The 26,131-nt window shown below is 67.7% G+C and carries 25 protein-coding genes; 15 read left to right on the forward strand and 10 right to left on the reverse strand.

From position 1 onward, the window contains the following. Window positions 1-95 precede the first annotated feature (95 nt). The 4 genes from fabG to HBE64_RS03045 are packed head-to-tail and all read left to right on the forward strand — an operon-like array spanning window position 96 to window position 3,925. Window positions 96-836, forward strand: coding sequence for a 3-oxoacyl-ACP reductase FabG (gene fabG / locus HBE64_RS03030; protein WP_167097649.1), 741 nt, complete (start codon window positions 96-98; stop codon window positions 834-836). Further along, window positions 836-2,050: an acetyl-CoA C-acetyltransferase gene (locus HBE64_RS03035; protein WP_167097651.1), complete on the forward strand. Its 1,215-nt coding sequence runs from the start codon at window positions 836-838 to the stop codon at window positions 2,048-2,050. The genes fabG and HBE64_RS03035 overlap by 1 nt, the downstream gene beginning before the upstream one ends. Next, window positions 2,047-3,240: an acyl-CoA dehydrogenase family protein gene (locus tag HBE64_RS03040; RefSeq protein WP_167097653.1), complete on the forward strand. Its 1,194-nt coding sequence runs from the start codon at window positions 2,047-2,049 to the stop codon at window positions 3,238-3,240. Before HBE64_RS03035 ends, HBE64_RS03040 begins: the two co-directional genes overlap by 4 nt. 1 nt (window position 3,241) lies before the next feature. Further along, window positions 3,242-3,925, forward strand: a complete 684-nt coding sequence (locus tag HBE64_RS03045; RefSeq protein WP_167097655.1) for a GntR family transcriptional regulator — start codon at window positions 3,242-3,244, stop codon at window positions 3,923-3,925. Between the two features lie 3 nt (window positions 3,926-3,928). Here the strand turns inward: HBE64_RS03045 and HBE64_RS03050 are convergent, their stop codons facing one another. From HBE64_RS03050 to HBE64_RS03080, 7 genes are read right to left on the reverse strand one after another with little or no spacing between them, the layout of a single operon-like run. Next, window positions 3,929-4,540, reverse strand: coding sequence for a maleylpyruvate isomerase family mycothiol-dependent enzyme (locus HBE64_RS03050; RefSeq protein ID WP_167097657.1), 612 nt, complete (start codon window positions 4,538-4,540; stop codon window positions 3,929-3,931). Window positions 4,541-4,597: 57 nt separating this feature from the next. Continuing rightward, complete coding sequence (locus HBE64_RS03055) at window positions 4,598-6,094, reverse strand: class I adenylate-forming enzyme family protein (protein ID WP_167097659.1); 1,497 nt, start codon at window positions 6,092-6,094, stop codon at window positions 4,598-4,600. Further along, complete coding sequence (locus tag HBE64_RS03060; RefSeq protein WP_167097661.1) at window positions 6,087-7,595, reverse strand: class I adenylate-forming enzyme family protein; 1,509 nt, start codon at window positions 7,593-7,595, stop codon at window positions 6,087-6,089. Before HBE64_RS03060 ends, HBE64_RS03055 begins: the two co-directional genes overlap by 8 nt. Beyond that, window positions 7,585-8,982, reverse strand: coding sequence for a class I adenylate-forming enzyme family protein (locus tag HBE64_RS03065; protein WP_167097663.1), 1,398 nt, complete (start codon window positions 8,980-8,982; stop codon window positions 7,585-7,587). Before HBE64_RS03065 ends, HBE64_RS03060 begins: the two co-directional genes overlap by 11 nt. Continuing rightward, window positions 8,982-9,776 carry an enoyl-CoA hydratase/isomerase family protein gene (locus HBE64_RS03070; protein WP_167097665.1) on the reverse strand — a complete coding sequence of 265 codons (795 nt, stop codon included), beginning with the start codon at window positions 9,774-9,776 and terminating at the stop codon, window positions 8,982-8,984. Before HBE64_RS03070 ends, HBE64_RS03065 begins: the two co-directional genes overlap by 1 nt. Next, window positions 9,773-10,579: an enoyl-CoA hydratase/isomerase family protein gene (locus HBE64_RS03075; RefSeq protein ID WP_371744078.1), complete on the reverse strand. Its 807-nt coding sequence runs from the start codon at window positions 10,577-10,579 to the stop codon at window positions 9,773-9,775. The genes HBE64_RS03070 and HBE64_RS03075 overlap by 4 nt, the downstream gene beginning before the upstream one ends. Before the next feature lie 17 nt (window positions 10,580-10,596). Further along, on the reverse strand, window positions 10,597-11,448 hold the full coding sequence (locus tag HBE64_RS03080) for an enoyl-CoA hydratase/isomerase family protein (protein WP_208300554.1): 852 nt from the start codon (window positions 11,446-11,448) through the stop codon (window positions 10,597-10,599). A gap of 53 nt (window positions 11,449-11,501) precedes the next feature. Between HBE64_RS03080 and HBE64_RS03085 the strand changes: the two genes are divergently transcribed. The 4 genes from HBE64_RS03085 (at window position 11,502) to HBE64_RS03100 (ending at window position 15,057) form a co-directional block, all read left to right on the forward strand. After that, window positions 11,502-12,152, forward strand: coding sequence for a PaaI family thioesterase (locus tag HBE64_RS03085; protein ID WP_167097669.1), 651 nt, complete (start codon window positions 11,502-11,504; stop codon window positions 12,150-12,152). Next, window positions 12,153-12,932, forward strand: a complete 780-nt coding sequence (locus HBE64_RS03090) for a FadR/GntR family transcriptional regulator (RefSeq protein WP_167097671.1) — start codon at window positions 12,153-12,155, stop codon at window positions 12,930-12,932. Beyond that, window positions 12,929-13,804 (forward strand): enoyl-CoA hydratase/isomerase family protein, encoded by an 876-nt coding sequence (locus tag HBE64_RS03095; RefSeq protein WP_167097673.1) that lies wholly within the window; start codon window positions 12,929-12,931, stop codon window positions 13,802-13,804. Before HBE64_RS03090 ends, HBE64_RS03095 begins: the two co-directional genes overlap by 4 nt. Window positions 13,805-13,881: 77 nt before the next feature. Continuing rightward, complete coding sequence (locus tag HBE64_RS03100; protein WP_167097675.1) at window positions 13,882-15,057, forward strand: thiolase family protein; 1,176 nt, start codon at window positions 13,882-13,884, stop codon at window positions 15,055-15,057. 80 nt (window positions 15,058-15,137) lie between these two features. On the opposite strand, the gene HBE64_RS03105 is transcribed toward HBE64_RS03100, so the two are convergent. Then, entirely contained in the window at window positions 15,138-15,815 is a 678-nt protein-coding gene (locus HBE64_RS03105; RefSeq protein ID WP_167097677.1) for a TetR/AcrR family transcriptional regulator, read from the reverse strand. Between the two features lie 187 nt (window positions 15,816-16,002). Between HBE64_RS03105 and HBE64_RS03110 the strand changes: the two genes are divergently transcribed. The 7 genes from HBE64_RS03110 (at window position 16,003) to HBE64_RS03140 (ending at window position 23,667) form a co-directional block, all read left to right on the forward strand. Beyond that, window positions 16,003-16,800 carry an SDR family NAD(P)-dependent oxidoreductase gene (locus HBE64_RS03110; protein WP_167097679.1) on the forward strand — a complete coding sequence of 266 codons (798 nt, stop codon included), beginning with the start codon at window positions 16,003-16,005 and terminating at the stop codon, window positions 16,798-16,800. A 94-nt stretch (window positions 16,801-16,894) separates the two neighbouring features. Beyond that, window positions 16,895-17,755, forward strand: coding sequence for an enoyl-CoA hydratase (locus HBE64_RS03115; RefSeq protein ID WP_167097681.1), 861 nt, complete (start codon window positions 16,895-16,897; stop codon window positions 17,753-17,755). A gap of 16 nt (window positions 17,756-17,771) precedes the next feature. Then, window positions 17,772-18,980: an amidohydrolase family protein gene (locus tag HBE64_RS03120; RefSeq protein WP_167097683.1), complete on the forward strand. Its 1,209-nt coding sequence runs from the start codon at window positions 17,772-17,774 to the stop codon at window positions 18,978-18,980. A 3-nt stretch (window positions 18,981-18,983) separates the two neighbouring features. Further along, the gene (locus tag HBE64_RS03125) at window positions 18,984-20,594 is read left to right on the forward strand and encodes an acyl-CoA synthetase (RefSeq protein ID WP_167097685.1); all 1,611 of its coding nucleotides are present in this window, start codon (window positions 18,984-18,986) and stop codon (window positions 20,592-20,594) included. A 1-nt stretch (window position 20,595) separates the two neighbouring features. Beyond that, on the forward strand, window positions 20,596-21,423 hold the full coding sequence (locus HBE64_RS03130) for an amidohydrolase family protein (protein WP_167097687.1): 828 nt from the start codon (window positions 20,596-20,598) through the stop codon (window positions 21,421-21,423). After that, window positions 21,424-22,464, forward strand: coding sequence for an acyl-CoA dehydrogenase family protein (locus HBE64_RS03135; RefSeq protein ID WP_167097689.1), 1,041 nt, complete (start codon window positions 21,424-21,426; stop codon window positions 22,462-22,464). It abuts the gene before it with no gap. A gap of 12 nt (window positions 22,465-22,476) precedes the next feature. Then, window positions 22,477-23,667: an acyl-CoA dehydrogenase family protein gene (locus tag HBE64_RS03140; protein WP_167097691.1), complete on the forward strand. Its 1,191-nt coding sequence runs from the start codon at window positions 22,477-22,479 to the stop codon at window positions 23,665-23,667. On the opposite strand, the gene HBE64_RS03145 is transcribed toward HBE64_RS03140, so the two are convergent. Both HBE64_RS03145 and HBE64_RS03150 read right to left on the reverse strand, forming a co-directional pair. Further along, a complete protein-coding gene (locus HBE64_RS03145) occupies window positions 23,664-24,815 on the reverse strand; it encodes a thiolase family protein (RefSeq protein ID WP_167097693.1) in 1,152 nt (383 codons plus the stop codon). The genes HBE64_RS03140 and HBE64_RS03145 overlap by 4 nt on opposite strands. Further along, window positions 24,802-26,016, reverse strand: coding sequence for a CaiB/BaiF CoA-transferase family protein (locus HBE64_RS03150; protein WP_167108563.1), 1,215 nt, complete (start codon window positions 26,014-26,016; stop codon window positions 24,802-24,804). The genes HBE64_RS03145 and HBE64_RS03150 overlap by 14 nt, the downstream gene beginning before the upstream one ends. Window positions 26,017-26,131 lie beyond the last annotated feature (115 nt).

Consider the following 26,131-nt stretch of genomic DNA (forward strand, 5'->3'; position numbering starts at 1 on the left):
AGAGCTCCTCGTGAGTGGGGGCGGTATCGCTGAGGATCATATATGAAATATGATTCGGCGAAGTTTCACGTCCGCAGCCTGAAAAGGGAGATCAGATGTCGTTGCTGGCCGGCCAGACGGCAGTCGTCACGGGTGGGGCGCAGGGCCTCGGCTTTGCGATCGCCGAGCAGTTCATCGCCGAGGGTGCCAGGGTGGTGATCGGCGACATCAACCTCGAGGCCACCGAGGCGGCGGCGGAGAAACTCGGCGGTGCCGACGTCGCCCGGGCGGTGAAGTGCGATGTGACGTCCTACGCCGACGTCGAGGCTCTGGTCGACGCCGCCGTCGAGCAGTTCGGGCGCTTCGACATCATGGTCAACAACGCGGGCATCACCCGCGACGCCACCCTGCGCAAGATGACCGAGGACGAGTTCGACCAGGTCATCTCGGTGCACCTGAAGGGCACCTGGAACGGTCTGCGGAAAGCCGCCTCGGTCATGCGCGAGCAGCGCAGCGGAGCAATAGTGAACATGTCGTCGATCTCCGGCAAGGTCGGCATGATCGGGCAGACGAACTACTCGGCGGCCAAGGCCGGGATCGTCGGAATGACGAAGGCGGCCTCCAAGGAGCTGGCGCACCTCGGGGTGCGCGTCAACGCCATCCAGCCCGGTCTGATCCGTTCCGCCATGACCGAGGCGATGCCGCAACGCATTTGGGACTCCAAGGTCGCCGAGGTGCCCATGGGGCGCGCCGGTGAGCCCGCCGAGGTGGCTAAGGTGGCGCTGTTTCTGGCCTCCGACCTGTCGTCATACATGACGGGCACGGTCCTCGAGGTCACCGGGGGACGGCACCTCTGATGCCGACAGCGGTCATCTGCGAGCCGGTTCGCACACCGATCGGCCGCTACGGCGGGATGTTCCAGTCGCTCACGGCCGTCGAGTTGGGAGTCGCCGCGCTGACGGGACTGCTGCAGCGCACCGGCGTCCCCCCGGAAGCCGTCGAGGACGTCATCTTCGGACACTGCTACCCCAACAGCGAAGCACCCGCGATAGGCCGGGTGGTCGCACTCGACGCCGGTCTGCCCGTCACCGTGCCGGGCATGCAAGTGGACCGCCGGTGCGGGTCGGGCCTGCAGGCGGTGATTCAGGCCTGCCTCCAAGTCGCTTCGGGTGACAACGATCTCGTCGTCGCCGGTGGCGCGGAGAGCATGAGCAACGTCGCCTTCTACTCCATCGACATGCGGTGGGGAGGTGCCCGGCACGGTGTCACGGTGCACGACGGGCTGGCGCGCGGCCGCACGACTGCAGGCGGCAAGTTCTATCCGGTGCCCGGCGGCATGCTCGAGACCGCGGAGAACCTGCGCCGCCAGTACGGCATCTCGCGGCAGGAGCAGGACGAGTTGGCGGTCACCTCGCACCAGCGGGCGGTCGCCGCGCAGAGCAGCGGCGTTCTCGCCGAGGAGATCATCGCGGTCACGGTGCCCACCCGCGGTGGTGAGCAGCTCATCGACACCGACGAACACCCGCGCGCCGACACGACCGTCGAGTCGCTGGCGAAGCTCAAACCCGTTCTGCTCAACCAGGATCCCGACGCGACCGTGACGGCCGGAAACTCGAGCGGCCAGAACGACGCCGCATCAGCCTGCCTGGTCACCACCCCCGAGAAGGCCGCCGAACTGGGTCTGCGGCCACTGGTCCGGCTGGTCTCGTGGGCCTCGGCCGGGGTGGGCCCGGAGGTCATGGGCATCGGCCCGGTGCCGGCTACCGCAGCAGCGCTGCAAAAGGCCGGCCTGGAACTGGCCGACATCGACGTCATCGAACTCAACGAGGCCTTCGCCGCCCAAGCACTGGCGGTGATGCGGGAGTGGAAGTTCACCGACGCCGACCTCGAGCGCACCAACGTGCGCGGGTCGGGTATCTCGCTGGGCCACCCGGTGGGCGCTACCGGTGGGCGGATGCTCGCCACGCTGGCCCGCGAACTGCACCTGCGCGACGGGCGCTACGGGCTGGAGACGATGTGCATCGGCGGCGGGCAGGGCCTGGCCGCCGTCTTCGAAAGGGTGGGAGTATGACCCGACTGGCGCAGACTCTCGGCCTGACCGAGATCCAGACCGAGATCATCTCCACGGTCCGGCAATTCGTCGACAGGGAGATCATCCCCAACGCCCAGGACCTCGAGCACTCCGACACCTACCCGCAGGCCATCGTCGACCAGATGCGTGAGATGGGTCTGTTCGGCCTGATGGTGCCCGAGGAGTACGGCGGGCTCGGCGAGTCGCTGCTCACCTACGCCCTGTGTGTCGAAGAACTGGCCCGCGGCTGGATGAGCATCTCCGGTGTCATCAACACCCACTTCATCGTCGCCTACATGATCCGCCAGCATGGCACCGACGAACAGAAGCAACGCTTCCTGCCCAGGATGGCCACCGGCGAGACCCGCGGCGCGTTCTCGATGTCGGAACCCGAACTCGGTTCCGACGTCGCCGCGATCCGCACCCGGGCCCGCGACAACGGCGACGGCACCTACACCATCGACGGCCAGAAGATGTGGCTGACCAACGGCGGCAGCTCGACGCTGGTCGCGACACTGGTGCGGACCGACGAAGGGGCCGACAAGCCGCACCGCAACCTGACCGCGTTCCTGATCGAAAAGCCCACCGGCTTCGGCGAAGTCGCGCCCGGGCTGACCATCCCGGGCAAGATCGACAAACTCGGCTACAAGGGCATCGACACCACCGAGCTGATCTTCGACGGTTACGTCACCGGCGCCGAGAACGTCCTGGGCGCCAAGCCGGGACAGGGTTTCTTCCAGATGATGGACGGTGTGGAGGTCGGTCGTGTGAACGTCGCCGCCCGCGCCTGCGGGGTGGGGGTGCGGGCCTTCGAGCTCGCCGCCCGCTATGCCCAGCAGCGCAGCACGTTCGGTAAACCGATCGCCGAGCATCAGGCCATCGCCTTCCAGCTCGCGGAGATGGCCACGAAAGTCGAAGCCGCACATCTGATGATGGTCAACGCGGCCCGGCTCAAGGATTCCGGAGAACGTAACGACGTCGCTGCCGGGATGGCGAAGTACCTGGCGAGCGAGTTCTGCTCAGAGGTCACCCAGCAGAGCTTCCGCATCCACGGCGGCTACGGGTACTCCAAGGAGTACGAGATCGAGCGGCTGATGCGCGACGCCCCCTTCCTGCTCATCGGCGAGGGCACCAGCGAAATCCAGAAGAACATCATCAGCAAGCGGCTGCTGGCCGACTACCGGATCTGACATGAGTGCACCGGATTTCGCGCCGCGGCCACAGCTGGCCGAGGACGTCGCGCGCTTTGTACGACAGCGAATCTTCAACGGCACCTACCCGGCCGGGGAGTACATCCGGCTCGACCAACTCGCCGCCGAGCTCGGGATCAGTGTGACCCCGGTGCGCGAGGCCCTGTTCGAGCTGCGTGGCGAGGGGCTGCTGGACCAGTTGCCCCGGCGCGGTTTCGTAGTGCTGCCGTTCACCGACCGCGACATCACCGACGTGTCGAACCTGCAGGCCTACGTCGGTGGTCTGCTGGCTGCTCGGGCGGCGGCCAACATCAACGACGAACAGCTGCAGGAACTCAACGCCATCCACGCCGAGCTGACCGAGGCCTACGCGGCCAACGCCGGCGACCATGCGGTCCGGCTCAACCATGAGTTCCACCGCGCGATCAACGTGGCCGCGGACTCGCCGAAACTCGCCCAGCTGATGTCCCAGATCACCCGCTACGCACCGGAATCGGTGTTCCCCACCATCGAGGGCTGGCCGGACCGCTCGGTTGCCGACCACCACCGCATCGTGGCTGCGCTGCAGGCCCACGACGAGGACGGTGCGCGCGCCGCGATGTCCGATCACCTGGCGGCAGGGGCGACGCCGCTGATCGAGCACCTGGTGAAGCAGGGTGTGGCCCGGCGCGTCGCCGGCCCCTGAGACTCACACCACCGAGAATCCCGGCCCGAGCGGGGTACGCCCGGTAAGCGCCGACAGCACCAGCTCACCGTGGCCCCGGCGGACGGCGATCGCCGCGGCCAATTCCGTTGCACTGCTGCACACCTCATCCGGCAGGGTCTGCGGCGCGCCGATCGCCCGGGCCAGGTCCAGGCTGTGCACCGCCAACTCGAAGATCCGGGTCGGCAGATAGTCCGACAGAAGCATCCCGCCGGCGATGGTGGAGATCAGCGGATCGCCCGCGCCGCCCAGCGTGGTAAGGGCCGCGTCCCGGAAGGCCCGCAGCGCGCTCAGTGGATCGTCGCCGAGCGCGCGGGCGGCCTGCTCGGCGCGGGCGTCGATGGCCGACGGGTTGGTCTGCTGCAGGGCGATGATGTAGTAGTCGGCGATGGTGTGCACGTCGCGATCGGTGGCCGGCTTCGCCAGATAGTCGGTGACGGTGGTGAACGAGCGGCCGAGATGGCCGACCAGCGTCCGCACCGTCCACGACCCGAGCGCGGGAGCCTGCCAGCGGTCGGGCGGCACCGCGGCAACCAGTGCCAGCGCATGCTCACCGGCGACGCGGTAAATCTCGATCAGTTCTCCGGTGGTGGTCATGGTGTGTATTCCACCGAATCCGGCTGTGACGGTAAAGAGCCAGTCCCCGCCGACTGGCTAGTGCCGTGGTTCGGCGCCAGTCAACAGCTCACGCAGTCGGGTGACGTCGACCTTGCCGGTGCTGCCACGCGGGACGTCCTCGTCGGAGTCGAGCAGCAGCCACGCCATGGGGACCTTGAAGGCGCTGAGCTGTTCGCGCGCGGCGGCCCGTAACTCGTCGACGCTCATCGCCGACACCACTGCGGCGCCCACCCGGCCGTCGACGTCGGTGACGTAGGCCGCGTGCACACCGTCGATGGCGCGCAGCCCCGCCTCGACCTCGCTCGGGTAGACCGTCGCACCGCTGACCTTGAACATGTTGTCGTAGCGGCCGTGGTAGAACAGGAACCCGTCCCGGTTGAGACGGCCGAGGTCGCCGGTGGGGTAGAAGCCGTCCTGCGTGAACACCTCCTCGCGGCTGCGTCGGCAGATTCCGCGCAGCGTCTGCGCTCCGCGAATCTGGATCGTGCCGACGTTGCCGGGCGGCACCGGCTCGCCGGTGTCGGTGTCGACGATCCGAAGCTGCACACCCGGCAACGGTTTTCCGCACGATCCCCAGGCCGAGCGCGGCATGTTGGTGTCCATCGGATAGCCGCAGTACGGGCCGAACGATTCCGTCATGCCGAGCAGGTTCGCCCGGGATCCGGGTGCCGGGCGGCGCTCTGGTGGCAGCAGCGCCGCCAGGCTGCCGGGTTGCAGCGCCGACAGGTCGGCGCCGAGTTCGGCGGCGTGGCGGGCCAGTGCTTCGGCCTGTGCGGGCCACCCCCGGAACAATGTGACCCGTTCCCGCGCCATCAGATCCAGCGTGCTCTGCGGGGTCGCGACCGCCTCGGTGACCAGTGCCGCCCCGGCGACAAGAGCCGACAGCAGACCGGTGCCGAAGCCGCCGACCCAGAAGAACGGCATCGGCACATACAGCCGGGTGCCCTCGTCGATGCGACGAACCGAGAGCCCGGCGCGTACCGCGGCCAGCGCACTGCCGTGCGAGTGGATCACGCCCTTGGGCGGACCGCTGCTGCCGGAGGTGAACATCACCACCAGGGGATCGGCCGCTACGACGGTGCCCGCCACGGCGGCGGCGTCACCGTGGGCCCCGCCCGACGGCAGTTCGTCGGCGCGCCACACGGTGCGCAGCGCGGGAAGGTCCACGATCCCACGGGCAACCTCGTCGAGATAGCGGTGGCCACGGAACTCCTCGACCGACACCAGATATCGCACCGAGGCCACCTTGAGTTGCGCGATGAGCTCCGGGCCGGCCAGCAGCGTGCTCAACGGCACGAGAACCGCACCGATCCTGTTGAGCGCCAACGCGATCTGTGCCCACCGCACACCGTTCGGCATGATCAGACCGACCCGGCTGCCCTTCGTGACGCCTGCCGAGAGGAATCCGGCTGCCAGCTGCCGCGTCGTGGCGTCGAGCTCGGCATACCCGATCCGCGCGGTGGTGTCGATCAGGAATGGCTTGTCGCCCAGGCTCGCCCGGGCGCGGATCAGCGCGTCGAGGGTGTCAGGCATCGAACAGCTCCGTGAGACGGCGGATGTCCACTTTGCCGCTCGACAGCAGCGGCACCTCGGTCGGCCGGACCGCGACGAAGCGCCGGGGAATCTTGTAGGCCGACAGCACATCTTTGAGGTCTGCCCGCAGCGTCGCCTCGTCGAGATCCTGGCCGTCGGCGACGACCAACGCCGCCGCCACCACCTGACCGCGTTGGGAGTCGGGCAGACCCACGACGTATGCCGTCATCCCGCCGGTCACCGAGGCGATGGCCTTCTCGACCTCAGTGGGGGACACGTTGGCGCCCGCGGTCTTGATCATCGACCCGCGCCGGCCGAGGAAGTAGTAGAAGCCGTCGGGATCGGTGCGCACCAGATCGCCGGTGTGGAACCAGCCGTCGGGATCGAAGCAGTCTTCGCGACTGCGCTTGTAGTAGTGCTGCATCAGATACGGCCCGCGCAAACACAATTCGCCGACGTCACCGGGCGCCACGGGCCGGCTGGAGCCCGGGTCGACGATGCGGGTGGCGAAGCCGGGCGCGGGTTTTCCGAACGAGCCGCGCCGGTGCTCGGGCTGGTCTGTCTCGTCACCGCTGAGCAGGACGACGCTGCCGGCTTCGGTCATACCCAGCATGTTGTGGCGCAACTCCGGATCGTGGGGGCGGCTCGCGGGGGCCATGATCGGGTAGAGGTTCCCGCGCCGCATCGACGACAGGTCGCGGCGCGGAAAGCTGTCGTGGCGGGCGAGGTGGGCTACCCCGGCGGCGAATCCGTTGGTCATGGTCGGGCGGACGGCCTCCAGCAGGTCGAGCGTGGCGCCGGGGTCGGGTGCGGTGGAGCAGACGAGTGTCGAACCGGCGACCAGGGTGGCCAGCAGCGCGAAGCCGAATCCGCCGATCCAGAAGAACGGCGAGTTGCAGAACAGCCTGTCGGATGTGCTCAGCCCGCGAATCCCGTTGAGGTTGCGCTGATGTGCCAGCAGCACCGCGTGGGTGTGCACCGCACCTTTCGGGCTGCCGGTGGAGCCGGAGGTGTAGATGATGGCCAGCGGGTCGCAGCCGTCGACATCGGCGCCGAGAGCGTTCACGTGTGCGGGATCGGCCGCCGCGGCGATCCGGCTGTCGAAGACCACGTGGCGCAGGCACGGCGCGGATACGCCGGCCAGCCGGTCCACATAGTCGTGGTCCCGGTACGCTGCGGTGGCCAGCAGTATTTCGGTGTCACTGTGGGTCAGCTGGTCGGCAAGCTCCGCGCGGGTGGCGAACGTCGAGAAGGGGACGACGACCGCACCGATGCGTGCCGCGGCCAGCATCGCGACGACGAAGTCCGTGCCGTTGGGGAACAGCAGACCGATGTGGGTGCCCTTGCCGGCACCGAGCCCGACGAGGCCGCGGGCCAGTTGGGCGGAGCGTTCGTGGGCCGCGGCGTAGGTGAGGTGGTCGGCGTCGCACACCAGTAGGGGATGGTCGCTGCGGGCGTCAGCCTGGTCGCGCAGCAGCGCGCCGACGGTGTCAGTATTCACGGCCGGTGACGTGTTGTCGGACCAGGGTCAGATCGGGCTTGCCCGAGGGTGTGCGCGGGATCGCGGCGACGATCGCGATCTCGGTGGGAATCTCGTAGGGCGCCAGCCGTGTTCGCAGATACTCGTCGATGTCCGCGGCGGTGACCGTGCTGCCCTGGCGAAGCTCGACCACGGCGGCCGGGGTGTGGCCGAGCCGGTCGTCGGGCAGTCCCACCACCGCTGCGCCCAGGACGGCGGGATGGCTCTCCAGCGCGGCACGCACGTCGTCGGGCAGCACCTTGAACCCGCCGCGGATGATGGCCTGATCGGCGCGGCCGAGGATCCACAGGAACCCGTCGGCGTCGATGCGGGCCAGATCCGTGGTGCGCACCCAGTCGGCGGCCGGGCCGAGCTGGCCGGGTTTGACCTCGAGGAGTCCTGGCTCGCCCGGCCCGAGAACGCTGCCGTCGTCGGCGACCACCCGCAGCTGTGCCCCGGGGCTGGCACGTCCGACGCTGCCCCTTTTGGCCTGCCAGTACCGCTGGTGGTCGGCAAGTGTCCAGCCCGCCACGCCGCCACCGAATTCCGTTGCCGCATAGGATGTCAGGACCGGGATGCCGAACTTCGCGGTGAATGCGTCGGCGTCGTCGGCGGACAGTGGTGCGGTGCCCGAGGTGACGACCCGAACACCCGCGAGGTCGTCACGGCCCAGGCCGGAATGCAGCACCATGCGCAGTGCCGCGGGCACCAGCGAGACCGCCTTCGGGCGGTGCCTGCGCACAGCATCGGCCCACGTCGCGAGTTCGAAGCGGGGGAGCAGGGCGAACGGCCTGGCCTCGACGACACACTGCAGCACCCGGTACACCCCGCCGATGTGCACAAGCGGGGCATTGACGATTGCGACGGAACGCCTGATGGCCGTTGGTGCGGTGCTGGTGGCGAACTGCGATCCCAGCACCGAGACCGCCAGCATGTCGTAGGTGAGGTCGACTCGTTTCGGTGCACCGGTGGTGCCGCTGGTCAGCATCCGCACCGCCACCCCGGGCGCGGTGCTGCCCGCTGCCGTACCGGCACGGGCCACCGGCGCTGCGCCGAGTTCGGCGCAGGGGTCGAGGATCGTATCCAGCTGCAGCCCTGCGATGTCGGCGGCGATTCGCTGCTCGCCGCGGGACGGGTTGATCACGACAACACAGCCCTCGGCGAGCAGCACTCCTAGGATCGCTGCGATGTGGCCGGGGGTGTTGTGCAGCAGGATGCCGACTCGGGCTCCCGGATGGACGATCTCCGCGACCCGTGCGGCGGAGGCCGCGAGTTGTCCCCACGACGACCATCGGCCCTCATACTCGATCGCGCGAGCCCCCGGATCGAGGTCGAGCACCGCGTCGATCCGCCGCGACAGCGGATGCACTACCGCAACCTCGGTGTCGGCCTGCTCCCGCCGTCGTCCTCCTGAGCGGCAAGTTCGGCCTGCCCCAGCGGGTTTCCCAGCCGGGTGTAGATCAGGTTCTGTTCCATCGCGGCGCGGTACGGCTTGTCCAGGGACTCCCAGATCGCCTTCACGGTGCCCTGGGTGGCCGACGGCGGTTTGGCGGCGATGGTGGCGGCGATCTCGTGGGCCCGCGACCACAGGTCGTCGGGTGCGACGACCTCGGACACCAGCCCGATCCGCAGGGCGGTGTCGGCGCTGACCCGCTCGTCGTTGCCCATCAGCGCGATCCGCAGCGTCTCACCGAGGCCGACCTTGCGCATCAGCCCGATCGGCTCGAGTGCGGATACCAGACCCGCGCTGACGTGTGAGTCGAAGAACGTCGCGTCGGAGGAGCAGATCACCACGTCGGCCTCGTTGACGAAGTAGAACGCTCCCGCGGTGCACATGCCGTGCACCGCGCACACCACCGGCTTCCACATCTTCTGCCATTTGGGGCTGAGCAGTTCGCCGGGATCCTCGTGGTTCCAGACGTTGTGCGGCTGCCCATAAGGGGTACTAACGTCCAGGCCGGTGCTGAAGGCGCGATCACCGGCGGCACGCAGCACCACCGCATGGATTGCCGTGTCGTTCTTGACGATCCGCCAGGCCGCCGCCATCTCCTCGCACATGGTGCGGTTGAACGCGTTGAGTTTGTCGGGGCGGTTCAGCGTGATGGTGGCGACGTGGTCGCTGCGGTCGAAGTCCAGCAGGATGGTGTCGAAGGCGGCGGTCATCGGCACTGCCAGTTCGGTGTGCGCTTCTCGACGAAGGCTTTCGGGCCTTCCAGGGAGTCCTCGGTGTGCAGATTGCGTTCCCGGAAGGCTTCGGCCAGCATCTCGGCCTCGTGCATCGGGATCTCCCGACCCTTGATGACGGCGAGCCGGGTGCCGCGCACCGCCAGCGGCGCATTGCGGTTGACTGTGGCGGCGATCGCGCGGGCGCGTTCGAGAAGACGGTCGTGCTCGACGATCTCGGTGATCAATCCGAGTTCGTAGGCGCGCTCGGCGGTCATCCGCTCGTGCTTGCCCATGATGGCCATGCGCAGCGCCACCGACCGGGGTAGCACCCGGGACAGGCGGACCATCTCGCGGCCGGCGACCAGGCCGATCGAGACGTGCGGGTCGAAGAACGTCGCCCGCTCCGAGGCGATCACGATATCGCCGGTGGTCACCCAGTCCAGGCCTGCGCCGCAACAGATTCCGTTGACCGCGACGATCACCGGCTTGGCCATCTGCCGAAACGGCGGCGTGCCCTCCTGCGGCGCCTCCCACTGGTCGTAGCTGGACAGGTAGGCACGCTCGTTGATCACCTTGCCGTCTTCGGGGATCTCCTTGACGTCGGCTCCCGTGCAGAACGCCCGGCCGGTGGCGGTGACGATCAACAGCCAGACGTCGTCGTCGCTCTCGGCGGCAGCGTAGGCCGCGCGCAGTTCGGTGATCATGAACGGGCTCAGCGCGTTGAGTGCCTCGGGACGGTTCAGGGTGATCGTGGCCGTGTGGGCGTCAACCTCATAGGTGATGGTGCGGTACGCCGCCATCTGGATGTCCCTTCGTCTCATCGGCCGGTGAAGTCCGGCGTCCGTTTCTCCCGGAACGCCGCCAGCCCCTCTTTGAAATCAGCTGTCCGGCAGGATAGTTCGAGGTCGAACAACTCCTGGTTCATCGCCTCACCGAGGGCGGCGTGCTGGCTGCGGTTGATGGCCTGCTTGGCCAGGCCGATCGCCACGGTCGGTCCGGTTGCCAGCCTGTGCAGGAGTGCGGCCACCGTCTCGTCGAGCTGTTCTTCGCCGACACTGCGATGGATCAGCCCCCACTCTGCTGCGGTGGCGCCGTCCACCTTCTCGCCGAGGAGCAGCATCTCCTTGGCGCGCGCCATCCCGACGAGCCGCGGCAGTAGCCAGGTGGCGCCCGAGTCGGGGGAGAACCCGCGTGCCACGAACGGTTCCCAGAACACCGCGTCGGAAGCGGCTACCGTGAAGTCGGCGGCCAGGGCGAGATTGCACCCCATGCCGGCGGCCCAGCCCCGCACCGAGCACACCACCGGCAGGTGCAGGGTGTGCACCAGGTCGATGATCCGGTGTGCGCTATGGGGCACGCCGCGCACCAGGTGACCGGGGCGCGGCCGCGGCCCGCTGTGGTGGGACCCGATCCAGTCGACGCCGGCGCAGAAGTCCGCACCTGCTCCGCGCAGGTGCACAGCGCGCAGTTCGTCGTCGCGGGCAGCGGCGGCGAGCATATCGACCAGCGTGTCGATCATGCTGTGGCTCAGTGAGTTTCGGTGACTCGGGCGGTCGAGCGTGATGTGCAGGACGGCGCCGTCCCGCGACGACGTCACGGCACCGGCGGCCGGCCCGGCCTGTTCGCCCACCGCGGATCCTGCCTTTTCGGATGCGTTACTGATAGCCATACAGTAGTGCTATCTTGTAGAAGTTAGCAAGGATGGGCCGGGTTAGGGGCTTCATGGCGGACAGCGACGACCGGCGGTTCGGTGAACTACCGCTGCCGCAGACCGTCGCCGCGGCCGCTGCCCTGCGCCGCCTCACCGGCATGCTGCTTTCCCTCGAGCTTCCCCACCCGACGGTGGAGGCCATGCTGCACCAGTTCGCGCACTGGGAACGCGAACTCGAGCCTGCGCTGCCCGCCGACCTGCAGCCCCGAATGACCCCCGACAGCGCCGACCGACGGCTGTATTTGCAGCACGCCTTCGACGTCGGGTCGTTCAATCCGGCTTTTCCCACTTACCGTTTCGATTCGATTGAGCCCACCATCGCCTCCGGAACCGTGACGTTTCCCGTCGTCTTCGAGGGGCCACCGGGCCTGGTGCACGGCGGCGTCCTCGGGCTGTTCTTCGACTGCGTGATCCAGCATCACAGTTGTGCGGCCGGGATGGCCGGCAAGACCCGCTCGCTGTCGATCACCTACCGTCGGCCCACCCCGCTGAACACCAGACTGCGCTTCGACATCGAGCGCTCCCACGACGAGCGTGGGATCTCCGCCACCGCACTCATCAGCCTCGACGGCGAGGTGTTGTGCACCGGGACGGCAGACACCGTCGCGCTGCCACCGGAACGACTGGCGGCCAACAGATTCGGCCGCAGGCGGTCCGGCTAGATGACCGCTGCCAGGATCCGTCAGCCGCGCGTCGCCGAGATCGTCGCCGCGCGGCTGCGTGACGACATCCTGTCCGGCCGCATCAAGGCCGGCGACATCCTGCCGTCCCAGGAGAACCTGTTCACCGAGTTCGGGGTGAGTCCCCCTGCCCTACGGGAAGCGATCCACATCTTGGAGGCCGACGGACTGATCTCGGTGCGGCGCGGCAACATGGGCGGGGCGGTGGTGCATCTGCCGTCGGCCGAGCGCACCGCACACATGATCAGCATGGTGTTGCAGTCCCGCTCGGCCACGCCTGCCGACGTCGGCGGAGCACTGATGCACCTCGAGCCGATCTGCGCCGGCATGTGTGCCGCCCGCGCCGACCGGTCCACCGAGGTGGTGCCCTATCTGCAGGCCGAGATCGACCGTCAGGAACGGCTTCTCGACGAGCCGTCCCACTATGTGCGCACTGCGCGGCGCTTCCACGAGGCGTTGGTGTCCCGGTGCGGCAACGAGCCAATGATCCTGTTGATCGGCTCGCTGGAGTTGATCTGGTCGGCGCACGAGTCGTCGGTCTGGGGCGACGACGGTGACCCGATGCGGCGCACGACCATGCGGGCGGCCCTGGATGACCACCGGCACCTGCTCGAGGCGATCGTCGACGGCGACGCCGACCGCGCGGTCCGGCTCGCCCAGGACCATCTGGCCGCAGCGCGGCGCCACACCCTCGCCTTCGGCCGGGACAAACCCATTGAGGCCAAGCTCATCTCCAGCGCAGAACCCAGGAGCCGACCATGACAGCCGACGACCGCGTCCTGTTCGAGGTGGATCGTGACGGGCGGATCGCCACGATCACGCTGAACAATCCCGCCCACCGCAACTCCTACGACGCGTCGATGCGCGAGGCCATGGCCCGTCACCTCGATACCGTGGCCGAGGACGACGACATCACCGTCGTCGTGCTGCGCGGGGCCGAGGGGGTGTTCTCCACCGGGGCCGACATGAACAACGCCTACGGCTGGTACGGCGAGGCCGACACAACCGCCGAGCAACGCAGGACCAGACCGAGCCAGCGGCGCCGACTCACAGTGGACCGTAAGACGTTCGGCTTCTACCACAACCTGATGGGTTTCCCGAAGGTCACCGTCGGCGAGATCGGCGGGTACGCGCTGGGCGGCGGTTTCGAGATGGCGCTGATGACCGACATCTCGGTGATCGCCAGGGACACCAGGATCGGGATGCCCGCCACCCGATTCCTGGGCCCCGCGCTGGGCAGTCTGCACATGTTCTTCCACCGGTTGGGTCCGGTACTGGCGCGGCGGCTGCTGCTCACCGGGGACATCATCACCGCCGCCGATGTCGAGCACCTCGGAGTCTTCACCGAAACCTGCGAGCCCGGCGCGGTGACCGCCAGGGCGCGGTACTGGGCGCAGAAGGCGGCGAAGATGCCCGCCGACGGCGTGGTGATCGCCAAGGAGGCGTTCCGCCTCGTCGAGCAGAGCCAGGCCTACCAGGGCGAGGAGGTGGCCAGCTACCTCTTCCACGCCTACGGCACCAACCTGCAGTTCGCGCCGGGGGAGTTCAATTTCGTCAAGACCCGCGCTCAGCACGGGACGAAGGCGGCGTTCCGCCTGCGTGACGAGCATTTCGACGTGCCGGAGCCGGACTGAGACCCCCCGCCAGCACCGATACATTATCTGCTACTTTTGTAACGTCGTTGACGCGTCCAAACCTGAGGTGGAGAACTATGCCCGAACCAGTCATCGTCGGCGCTGTGCGGACCGCGATCGGCCGGTCCTTCAAGGGAACGCTGGTAAACACCCCGCCGGAGACTCTGATCACCGCGATCGTGCCCGAGGTCATCCGTCGTTCGGGTGTGGACCCGGCGGCCATCGACGATATGATCTTCGCTGAATCCCATTACGGCGGTGGCGATCTCGCACGTTACGCGGCCGACGCCACCGGTCTCCAGCATGTTCCCGGGCAGTCGGTGAACCGCCACTGCGCGGGTAGCCTGACCGCGATCGGCAACGCCTCGGCGCAGATCGGCTCCGGGATGGAGCGCGTGCTCATCGCCGGCGGTGTGCAGTCGCTGTCGATGACCCCGCTGGTGAGCCAGCGCATCATCGGCCCCGAGCTGAAGTTCGAGGAGCGCTGGATGCCGCCCACCCACGTCGAGACACCCGATGCACCCACCAAGGACATGTCGATCACGGTCGGCTGGAACACCGCTCAGGCGGTGGGCATCAGCCGCGAGGAGATGGACGCCTGGGCGGCCCGCTCTCACCAGCGCGCGATCGCCGCGATCGACGCCGGCAAGTTCCTCGACGAGATCCTGCCGCTGAAGGTTCAGCAGCTCGACGGGTCGGTGATCGACTTCAGTGTTGATGAGCAGCCGCGCCGCGACTCCACCGCCGAGAAGCTCGCCCAGCTCAAGGTGCTGCACCCCGAGATCGAGGGCTTCTCGATCACCGCAGGCAACGCCAGCGGCACCAACGACGCCTGCGCCGCCGTGGCACTGGTCGACCGGGCGTACGCCGGGGCCGAGAACCTCGACATCCTGGCGACGGTCAAGGCCTGGGCGGCCGTTGGTGTCGCGCCCCGCGACACCGGACTGGGTGGCGTCGAGGTGATCGGCAAGGTGCTCGACCGGGCCGGGCTCACGCCGTCGGATGTTGCGCTGTGGGAGATCAACGAGGCCTTCGCGTCGGTGCCGATCGCGGCCTGCCGCAAGTACGGGCTCGACGAGGAGCTGGTGAACTTCTCCGGCAGCGGCTGCAGCCTGGGCCACCCCATCGCGGCATCCGGTGCCCGGATGATCACCACCCTGATCTACGAGTTGCGCCGTCGCGGCGGCGGTATCGGTGTCGCGGCGATGTGCGCCGGTGGCGGCCAGGGCGGCGCCGTCGTCATCGAGGTCTAGCTGACCTCACGCCGAGCAGGCGCAAAATCGCACGATTCGGGTGTTCCGAGTGCGATTTCGCGCCTGCTCGCGAATGATGATCACTTCTTGCGCGCCTTCGTGCCGGCCTTGTGGCCCTCGTCGATCAGTCGCTCGGCGTGCTCGAGGATGCACTGCAACCCGTACTCGAAGTTGTGGTCGTCGGCCGCGCCGATGCGGATGGTGTCTTCGAGGGCATGCGCGTCCTCGTCGGCGTCCTGGTTCTTCTCGTGGAGCCGGTGCAGCACAACCGAACCCCGCACATGCAGCGACACCGCCGAGTAGACGTCGAACGCGTCCTGGGGGGACAGTCCGGCTTCGACCAGCCTGGCGATGGCCTTCTCTACTTCCTGTTCACCGGCGCGCACCGCCCGTGGGCTCAGGGCTGAGCGGATCAGGATGAGGTCACACAGGATCGGGTTGCCCATGAATGTCGTACGCATGGTCCTGGCGTGGTTGGCCAGCGTCTCGCGCCAGTCGTCGGCGGCCACATAGGGTGTCGCGAAAACATACTGGCGCAGGGCGCGATCGGTCATCGCGTTGAGCAGGTCGTCCTTCTTACGGAAGTACCAGTAGATGCTCGTGACGCCGACGCCGAGATGCTTGCCCAGCAGCGGCATGCTCAGGTTGTCGATCGACACCTGCTCGGCCAACTCGAAGGCGCCGGCGATGATGTCGTCCGGGTTGATCGATCCGCGCTCGCGCCGTGGGCGCTTCGCCGCGGTCGCTGGCTTGGCCACTGCAGGTCCACCTTCCGTTGAAACTGGCTCCCGAACTTACCGGGCAGTGCGGTGTGAACTGCGTCTCCGCCGCAGATCGGACCGATTCTTCGAGTTACTGTAAAGCCTATAGTAGGTTTACCGATAACAGCGGACACGTCGTGGAGGTGGCCTGTGTCGGACGCAGCCGGGAACTGAGCGCCCCAGGATGGATCTCGGTTTGACGGACGCCACCGCCGTCGTAGTCGGCGGTGGCCGCGGCATGGGTCTGGCGGCAGCGCGATGCTTCGCCGACGATCGTGCGCGGGTGGCGTTGATCGGGCGCAATCGATCCGTACTCGACAGTGCCACAGCAGATTTGGCCGCACGGGGTAGCCCGGATGCGGTGGCCGTGGTGGCCGATGTCGCCGACGAGTCGCAAGTCCGGTCGGCGTTTGCCGGTATCGGCAAGCGGTGGGGCGGCCAGCTCAACATCCTGGTCAATACCGTCGGGCCCGCCGTGCGGGGATCGTTCGAGCAACTCGGTGACGACCAGTGGCACACCGCGGTCGACGAGGGTGTAATGGGCATGGTGCGCTGCGTGCGGGCAGCGCTGCCGCTGCTGCGCAACGCGCCGTGGGCGCGCATCGTGAACTTCTCCGCACAGTCCACGCAACGGCAGAGCCCGAATCTGGCCGCTTACACCGCCGCCAAAGCGATGGTCACCAGCATCTCCAAGAATCTGTCGCTGTCGTTGGCTCCGGACGAGATTCTGGTCAACGTCGTCTCACCCGGTACCGTCGCGTCGGAGTCCCTGGTCGGCTGGGCCGATTCGGTGGGGGTCGACGGCACCGACCCCTACGCGTTGATGTCGGCGATCGACGAACATTTCGGACATCCCGCGCATCTGCCGCGGGCCGGGCTGCCCGAGGAGATCGGGCCGGTGGTCGCCTTTCTCGCGTCGCGGCGCAACTCGTACATGACCGGCGCGAACATCAACGTCGACGGCGGCAGCGATTTCACCTGAGCCGCCGGAAGACGGTTGCGGAAGGCGATACCGATAGGTGTACAGTATGGACATATCCGATGGTGGTGACTGATCTGGAGGTGTGCGCAGCCCGATGAGTGGCCGTACTGATCTCGACTCCGATCCGTCATCGGAATCCGCTGTCGCCCAAAGTGATCCGGCGGTCCTCTACGAGGTCCGCGACAGCGGGGTGGCCGTGCTGACCTTCAACCGTCCGGAACGGATGAATGGCTGGGGCGGCGGTCTGGCGGCCGGCTTCTACGCAGGCCTCGACCGGGCGGAGGCAGATCCGGAGGTCAGGGTGATCGTGGTAACCGGCACAGGCCGCGCGTTCTGCGCCGGAGCCGACATGGGCGACCTGAACAGCATCGGTGCTGCCACCGTCAAGAGCGCCGGCGACACCGACCTGTCCGCGCTGGTCGGCGAGCGGCACGCCTTCTTCGTGACCACGCTGCGCAAACCGGTCATCGCCGCCATCAACGGCGCCTGCGCCGGCATCGGGCTCACCCAGGCGTTGATGTGCGACGTCCGATTCGCCGCTGCCGGAGCCAAATTCACCACCTCGTTCGCCCGCCGCGGCCTGATCGCCGAGTACGCGATCTCGTGGATTCTGCCGCGGGTCATCGGCTGGGGTGCGGCACTGGACCTGCTGCTCAGTGGCCGGGTCTTCCTCGCCGAGGAGGCCGCCGAACTCGGCATGGTCAAAGAGGTCGTGGCACCTGAGGAGCTGCTGGCGCGGGCGATCGCCTACGCCGAGGACATCGCGGCCAACTGTGCGCCCAGCTCACTGGCGGTGATCAAGCACCAGGTCTACGGCGATGCCCTGCGCGAACTCGCCCAGAGCAGCGAGCTGGCCGAAGGGCTCATGCACGACTCGATGCAGCGCCCCGATTTCATCGAGGGCATCACCGCGTTCTTCGAGAAGCGCCCCCCCAACTTCCCGCCCCTGCCGTGATCGGAGGACGACGCAGATGACCCTGGACTACAAAGCGATCGACGTCGACAACCACTACTACGAACCACTGGATGCCTTCACCCGCCACCTGGACAAGAAGTTCAAGCGCCGCGGCGTCCAGATGCTCAGCGACGGCAAGCGCACCCAGGCCGTCATCGGCGACCGGGTCAATCACTTCATCCCCAACCCCACCTTCGACCCCATCATCGAGCCGGGCTGCCTGGACCTGCTGTTCCGCGGTGAAATCCCCGACGGCGTCGACCCCGCCTCGTTGATGAAGGTCGACCGCCTCGGCGATCACCCCGAGTACCAGAACCGCGACGCCCGGCTGAGGTTCCTCGACAAGCAGAACCTCGAGACGGTCTTCATGCTGCCGACCTTCGCCTGCGGCGTCGAGGAGGCGCTCAAGACCGACATCGAAGCCACCATGGCCTCGCTGCACGCGTTCAATCTGTGGCTCGACGAGGACTGGGGTTTCGACCGGCCCGACCACCGGTTCCTGTCGGCGCCCATCATCTCGCTGGCCGACCCCGACGCGGCCGCGGCCGAGGTCGACTTCGTCCTGGCGCGCGGCGCCAAGATCGTCTGTGTCCGGCCCGCCCCGGTGCCCGGCGTGGTCAAGCCCCGTTCGCTCGGCGACCCGCTGCACGACCCGGTGTGGGCCCGGCTGGCCGAGGCGGGTGTGCCGGTGATCTTCCATCTGTCCGACAGCGGCTATCTGGCCATCTCTGCATTGTGGGGCGGCAAGGCCACTTTCGAGGGGTTCGGCAAACGGGACCCGCTCGACAACGTGCTGCTCGACGACCGTGCCATCCACGACGCGATGGCGTCGATGATCGTGCACCAGGTCTTCACCCGTCACCCCACGCTGAAGGTGGCCAGCATCGAGAACGGCTCCTACTTCGTCTACCGCTTGATCAAGCGGCTCAAGAAAGCCGCCAACACCGCGCCGTACCACTTCACCGAAGATCCGGTCGAGCAGCTGCGTGCCAACGTCTGGATCGCCCCGTACTACGAGGACGACGTGAAGCTGCTGGCCGAGACGATCGGTGTCGACAAGATTCTGTTCGGCTCCGACTGGCCGCACGGCGAAGGGCTCGCCGACCCGATGTCCTTCACCGCCGACATCCCGCAGTTCCCCGAGTTCAGTGCCGCCGACACCCGGAAGGTGATGCGCGACAACGCCTTGACCCTGCTGGGCCTTTCGGTGTCGTCGGCGGCCTGAGACATGCCGGAGTGGACGATCGGTGCGGTCCTCGACGCCGTCGCCGAGGCTGTGCCCGACCGTCCGATGACGGTGTGCGGCGAGCGCGTCACCACCTACGCCGAAGCGTCCGACCGCACCCGCCGGCTGGCCAACTTCCTGATCGCACAGGGCCTGGGTGCCCACTGCGAGCGCGGCGATCTCGAGAACTGGGAGTGCGGACAGGACCGGGTCGCACTCGTCATGCACAACGACCGCTACCCCGAGGCGGTCATCGGCTGCCTGAAGGCGCGCACCGTGCCGGTCAACGTCAACTACCACTACACGCCCCGCGAGGTCGCCGAACTTCTCGACTACGTCAAACCGACGGCCGTCATCTACCACCGCAGCATGGCGCCACGCTTTGCCGACGTCCTCGCCTCCTCGGGTGCCACGTTGTTGATCGGCGTCGACGACGGTGGTGACACCCCGGATCTTCCGGGTGCGGTGACGCTGGAAGAGGCTCTGGCACAGGGAGATAGCAACCGCGAGGCCGCGCCGTCACCGGACGACGTGTTGATGATCTGCACCGGCGGCACCACCGGACGGCCCAAAGGCGTGATGTGGCGCCAGGGCGACACCTACACCGTGTCGATGAACGGGGCCGACCACGAGTCGGTCGCCGAGATCCACGCCAAGCTCGGCCCGCCGGGCCCGCCGTGGTTCGCGGTGTCACCGCTGATGCATGCCGCCGGGATCTGGACGGCCTTCGCCGGGGTGCTCAACGGGCAGACCGTGGTGCTCTACGACTCGGCCAAGTTCGACCCACAGCGCGTGCTGGCCACCGCTCAGCGGGAGAAGGTCGGCATGATGACGATGGTCGGTGACGCCTACGCCGGGCCACTGGTCGCCGAACTCGGCAGCGGCAGCTACGACCTGTCGTCGCTGTACGCACTGGCCACCGGTGGCGCCGCCACCAACCCGAAACATCAACGGGCGCTGCTGGACCTGCTGCCCAACATCATCCTGATCAACGGGTACGGCTCCTCGGAGACCGGCAACGTCGGATTCGGCCGCAGCATGCGCGGTGACGAGAAGGACACCTTCGAACTGCGCGACGGCGCCCTGGTCCTCGCCGACGACTACAGCCGGTTCCTGCGGGCCGGTGATGACCAGGTCGGCTGGGTGGCCCGCACCGGCCGAATCCCGTTGGGCTACTTCGACGATGCCGACGCTACCAAGAAGACGTTCCCGGTGGTCGACGGGCAGCGTGTCGTGATCTCCGGTGACCGTGGGTCGCTTGCCGTCGACGGCACGCTGCGACTGTTCGGCCGGGACTCGCTGGTGGTCAACACCGGCGGCGAGAAGGTGTTCGTCGAAGAGGTCGAGGAGGTCCTGCGGGCACACCCCGGGATCGCCGACGCGCTGGTGGTGGGGCGCCCCAGTGAGCGGTGGGGTCAGGAAGTGGTGGCGCTGGTGGCCTTCCGTGACCGCGACGTCGACCACAGCGACCTGCACGCACACTGCACCGCCGAGTTGGCCCGGTACAAGTCGCCCAAGGAGTTCATCGTGGTCGAACAGGTCAAGCGGCTCGGTAACGGCAAGGCTGACTATCGGTGGGCGAAAGCCGTTGCCGCACAGCAGGGAGTGCGCTGACATGACCCGTAACGTCATCGACCCCCTGGTGAACGTCCACTTCGGTGAGACGCAACAGCAGCCCAGCTGGATGCTGAAGGTCCGCGACGACTACTTCAAGGGTCCGCAGTCGATGTTCGCGCCGGTGGATCTCGGCGAACTGCTCGACGAGATGGACGCCCACGGCGTGCGTAAAGCCGTCCTGATGGACAACATCACCACACCGCATGTCACCGCACGCAGGTTCGCCCAGGCCCGCCCAGACCGGTTCGCCCTGGCGATGGGCGGTCTGAACCTGCTCAAGCCGATGCCCACCCTGCGCGAGCTGACCGCCGTCGCCGCTGACCTTCCGGTGGTCTATGCCGTTGTGGGGCCCAGCTTCTGGGGTGATGCGCAGTATCCGCCGAGCGACGCCGTCTACTACCCGCTCTACACCAAGTGCGCGGAGATCGACCTGCCGCTGTGCCTGAACACCGGGCTGCCCGGCCCCCCGATTCCCGGTGAGGTGCAGAACCCGATCCACCTCGACCGGGTGTGCGCGCGGTTCCCCGAACTGCGGCTGTGCATGATCCACGGCGCCGACCCGTGGTGGGAGGTCGCCATCCGGCTGCTGATCAAGTACGAGAACCTGCGCCTGATGACCTCGGCGTGGTCGCCGAAACGGCTGCCGGAGAGTCTTCTTCACTACATGCGCACCCGTGGGCAGACCAAGGTCATGTACGCCTCGGACTGGCCGGTTCTGCGGATGCATCGGGTCATCCCTGAAGCGCTGGCCCTCGACCTGCCCTCCGAGGTACTCGACGACTACCTGTTCAACAACGCCCACGACTTCTTCTTCAAGGAGCGCTGAATGGATCGCTACGAGCTGCGCAGGCTGGACTACAGCCTGACCGAGGATCACACCGACCTGCAGAATGCCTATCGCCAGTTCTTCAAGTCGTCCTGCCCGATCGACACCGTTCGCGCCGCCGAGGCCTCCGGCTTCGACAAGAGCCTGTGGGAACGCCTGTGCGCCATGGGCGCCACGACGATGGCTCTACCCGAGACGGCGGGCGGTGACGGCGCCACCCTGGTCGACCTGACGCTGGTGGCCGAGGAGATCGGCCGATCGCTGGCGCCGGTCCCGTGGATCGACCACGTCAGCGCGGCCCGGCTGCTCGCGCGCCTCGATGCCCTGGACTCCGCCGATATCGTCGGCGGCGCCAGCCTGGTGGGTTTGGACACCCAGCAGGACAGCGTCACCGGGCGGCGGCTGGTCCCGACCGCGTCGATCGCCGACCGCATCATCGTGCGCGACGGCGACGAGGTGGTGTCGCTGACGTTCGGCACCCGCCCGGCCAAGGTCGACAACATCGGCAAGCTGCCGATGGCGTGGGTGGACCCGGCCGCGGCCGACAGCCGCACCGTCATCGGCTCGGGCCCGGTGGCCCTGGCGGAATACCAACGGGCCCTGGATGAGTGGCGGCTGCTGGCTGCCGCGGTGCTGGTCGGCCTTGTCGAAGAGACGATGACCATCGCCGCCGAGTTCGCCAAGACCCGCTACACCCTGGGTGTTCCGATCGCGACCCTGCAAGCCATCTCCCACCCGCTGGCCAACATCGTGATCACCGTCGAAGGGGGACGAAACCTCGCTCGCCGGGCGGCCTGGTTCCTCGACAACGAACCCGACGAACGGCCCGAGCTGGCGTCCTCCGCGTTCGTGTTCATGGCCGAGGAGGCCGCCAAAGCCGCCACCATGGCGGTGCACATCCAAGGCGGTCTCGGGGTGTCGGCCGAGGCCGCCGCCACGGCATATCTGGTCCGGGCCCGTGGCTGGGCGCTGGCCGGCGGTGACCCGGCGGCCAGCGCCACCCGAATCGCCCGCATCATCGCCGAGCGCGAAACAGTCTAGGAGGCAAGGGTTATGGACTTCTCCCGCGTCGAACTCTCCGCCGAGGACGAGGCTTTCCTGTACGAGGTGCGCGACTTCCTGCGCGCGCAGGTCACCGACGACGTCATCCGCCACGACCGGGAGACCGGCGACAACTTCCACGAGGGCGTACACCTGGCGCTGGGCGCCCGCGGCTACCTCGAGAAGGAGTGGAAGCCCGAATCCGAGGGTGGATTCAGCCGGGTGCACCGCCGGATCTGGGAACTCGAGAAGCGCCGCGCGCACGTGCCGTGGGTTACCTGGGGGACCACCTCGATGGTGGCGCGATCGGTCGCCGGATTCGGCTCCGAGGAGCTCAAGAACGAGGTGCTGCCAGGGGTGTTCAGCGGCCACGTCCGGCTGTGCCTGGGCTACACCGAGCCCGAGGGCGGCTCGGATATCGCCACCTGCAAGACCCGCGCTGTTCGTGACGGCGAGAACTGGATCATCAACGGCTCCAAGATGTTCACCACCGGCGCACACAACTGCCAGTACGTCTTCCTCATCACCAACACCGACCCGGGCGCTCCGAAGCACAAGAGCCTCACGATGTTTCTGGTCCCGCTGGACACGCCGGGTATCGAGATCCAGGGCATTCGCACTGTCGACGGCGACCGCACCAACATCGTCTACTACAGCGATGTGCGGGTCGACGACAAGTACCGGCTGGGTGAGGTCAACGGCGGCTGGACGGTGCTGCGCGAGCCGTTGAACGCCGAGCACGGCGCGGTCGAGGCGGCCTCCGACGGCCTGGCTGACGTGTCGATCATGATGCACCAGGGCGGCTTCATGGCCACCGCGGTCGACCGGGCGGCGGCCATGGTGGGCCGGCGGGATCCCAACGGCGTGCGGGCCGTCGACAACGGGGCGGTGGCGTATCGGCTCGGGCGCAGTTCGGCTCGGCTGGAGGCCGCATTGAGTTCGCCGAGCATCTATGGCCGGGTGGCCCTCGCGCAGACCATGCGCGATATCGCACCGGACCTGATGGACCTGCTCGGTACCGCTTCGGCGCTGCCGGAGGGAAGCGACGGCGCGGCCGACGACGGTGCCGCCGAATACATCTATCGCTTCGCGCCGCTGTCCGGGATCTACGGCGGCACACTGGAAGTGTTCCGCAACATGATCGCCCAGTACGTCCTCGGACTGGGTAAGCCGGCCTACGCCGCTCCGGTCACGAAGCCCTAACGGGTCAGGACGCTCGCCGCTGCGGTGCCGGGTGCGCCGTAGAGCTGGGTGAAGCCGACCTTCGGCTCCCCGGGTACCTGCCGGTCCCCGGCCTCGCCGCGCAGTTGCCGGACGATCTCGTGGATCTGGCGCAGCCCGGAGGCGCCGATCGGCTCGCCGTTGGCGATCAGTCCGCCGTCGGTGTTGATCGGCATCGAACCGGTGATCTCGGTGGCACCGTCGGCCAGCAGCCGCTCCTGGTCGCCGTCGGCGCAGAAGCCGCACTCGGCCATGTGGATGATCTCCGCGCCGGCGTCGGTGTCCTGGAGCTGGATGACGTCGACGTCCTGCGGTGCGACACCGGCCTTCTCGAATGCCGCCCGGGCGGCGTACACCGTCGGCGCGACGTCCTCGGTGACCGGGGCGAAGGTGGTGTTCACCTCGTAGGCGCCGTACCGACGGGTCCGTACCTCCACTGCCCGCAGATAGACGGGCTTGGATGTGTAGCGGTGGGCGATGTCGGCCCGGCACATCACGACCGCGGCCGCACCCTCGTCGGGCGCGCAGAACATGTACTGCGTCAGGGGATAGTTCAGCATCGGTGAGGTGAGGATCTCGTCCTCGCTGATGGGCTTGCGGCGGAACGCATTCGGGTTGAGTGCACCGTTGCGGAAGTTCTTGGCGGCGACCTTGGCCAAGGTGTTGTGGGAGATACCGTGCTCGTGCAGATAGCGGTTGGCCTTCATGCCGAAGAACTGGGTGGTCAGGTACTGGCCGTTCTCGGCATACCACCGCGGCATACCCACCAGGGCGGGGTCTTCGGTGAACGCGCCGCGCGGATGCTTGTCCAGCCCGATCGCGATGCCGATGTCGTAGTCGCCCAGCCGGATCCCGTCGGCACACGCCTTGGCGGCGCTGGCCGCGGTGGCGCAGGCGTTGAACACGTTGGTGAACGGGATCCCGGTGAGTCCGACCATCCCGACGATTGCATCCGGGTTGGCCACCGTCCAGCTCCCGCCGGTGGCGAACTGGACGTCGCGCCATTCGATACCGGCGTCGGCCACCGCGGCGACGATGGCGTCGACGGCCATCGCCATCGCAGACTTGCCGTCGAAGCGGCCGAAGGGGTGCAGGCCGACGCCGATGATGGCGACCTCAGGCGATGGCACCGGACTCCTTGAGGGCTTCGATGCGGTCCCAGTCCAGCCCGATCTCCATCAGCACGATCTCGGTGTGCTCGGAAGCCTGTGGCGCGCGGGTGGTTTCGAGGGGTTCGTGGTTGAACTGGACCGGCCCGCGGACCACCTTGAACGGATCCCCGCCGTCGGCGGCCTCGACCTCCGCGATCATGTCGTTGGCGATCGCCTGCTCGTCGGCGGCGAGGTCGACCAGGCTCTGGTAGGGCGCCCACTGGCCGCGCATGGTCTTGAGGTGTTCGCGCCAGTAGTCGAACGGTTTGGCGCCGACAGCTGCCGCGATCAACTCGCTTGCGGCCTCGGCATTCTCGATGAGCGGCATCACGTCGGAGAACCGCGGATCGTCGGCGGCCTCCGGGATGCCGAGATGTTCGAAGGTGTCCCGGATGAGACCGGTCGGGCTGACGATGCAGAGGTTGATCGTCCCGCCGTCGGAGGAGACGTAGTTGCCGAGGAAGGGATTGAACTGCGAACCGCCCGATTTGGGCATTTCGGCCCGCATGCACTCGCCGGTGTCCATGCCCTGGGTCACGCTGGCACCGGCCGCCCACCAGGCGGTGCTCATCAGGGATACGTCGACCTCGAGCGCCTCGCCGGTGCGCTCGCGGTGCAGCAGCGCCGCGGAGATGCCGCCGGCGATGTTCATGCCGCCGATCGAGTCGCCGAAGGCGGGGATGCCCTGGGCCAGCATGCCGCCCAGCTCTGCCGGCGACAGTGCATACCCGATCCCACTGCGGGTCCAGAACGCCGTCCCGTCATAGCCGCCGACGTCGCGCTGGGGTCCTTTGTCGCCGTATGCGCTGCCGCGCGCATAGATGATGTTCGGGTTGACCGCACGGATGTGCTCGACGTCGATCTTGTTCTTCTGTCGCACACCGGGCATGTAGTTGGTCAGGAACACATCAGCGGTCTTGGCGATCTCGTAGAGCACCTCCTGGCCCTCCGGTGTCGAGATGTCGATGCCGACGCTGCGCTTGCCGCGGTTGGGATGCTCCATGAGCGGATGACGGTCGGGGTTCAGCTGGAATCCGCCCATGTAGAGGAAGCCCCGCTGGGTGTCTCCGCGCACCGGGTGCTCGACCTTGATGACGTCGGCGCCCCAGTCGGCCAGTATCGCGCCCGCGGCGGGAACGAAGGTGAATTGTGCGACCTCCAGTACCCGGAAGCCATCCATCACTTTGATCACGCCAGCGCCTCCTCAGTGGTTCTGAATAAACTACTGTAACAATTACAGTTGACCAGGAGGCCGCGTGGATTCGATCGAACTGGGTCGCAGGGCTGCGGAGTGT

This window comes from Mycobacterium sp. DL592 (assembly GCF_011694515.1).
GTDB lineage: Bacteria > Actinomycetota > Actinomycetes > Mycobacteriales > Mycobacteriaceae > Mycobacterium.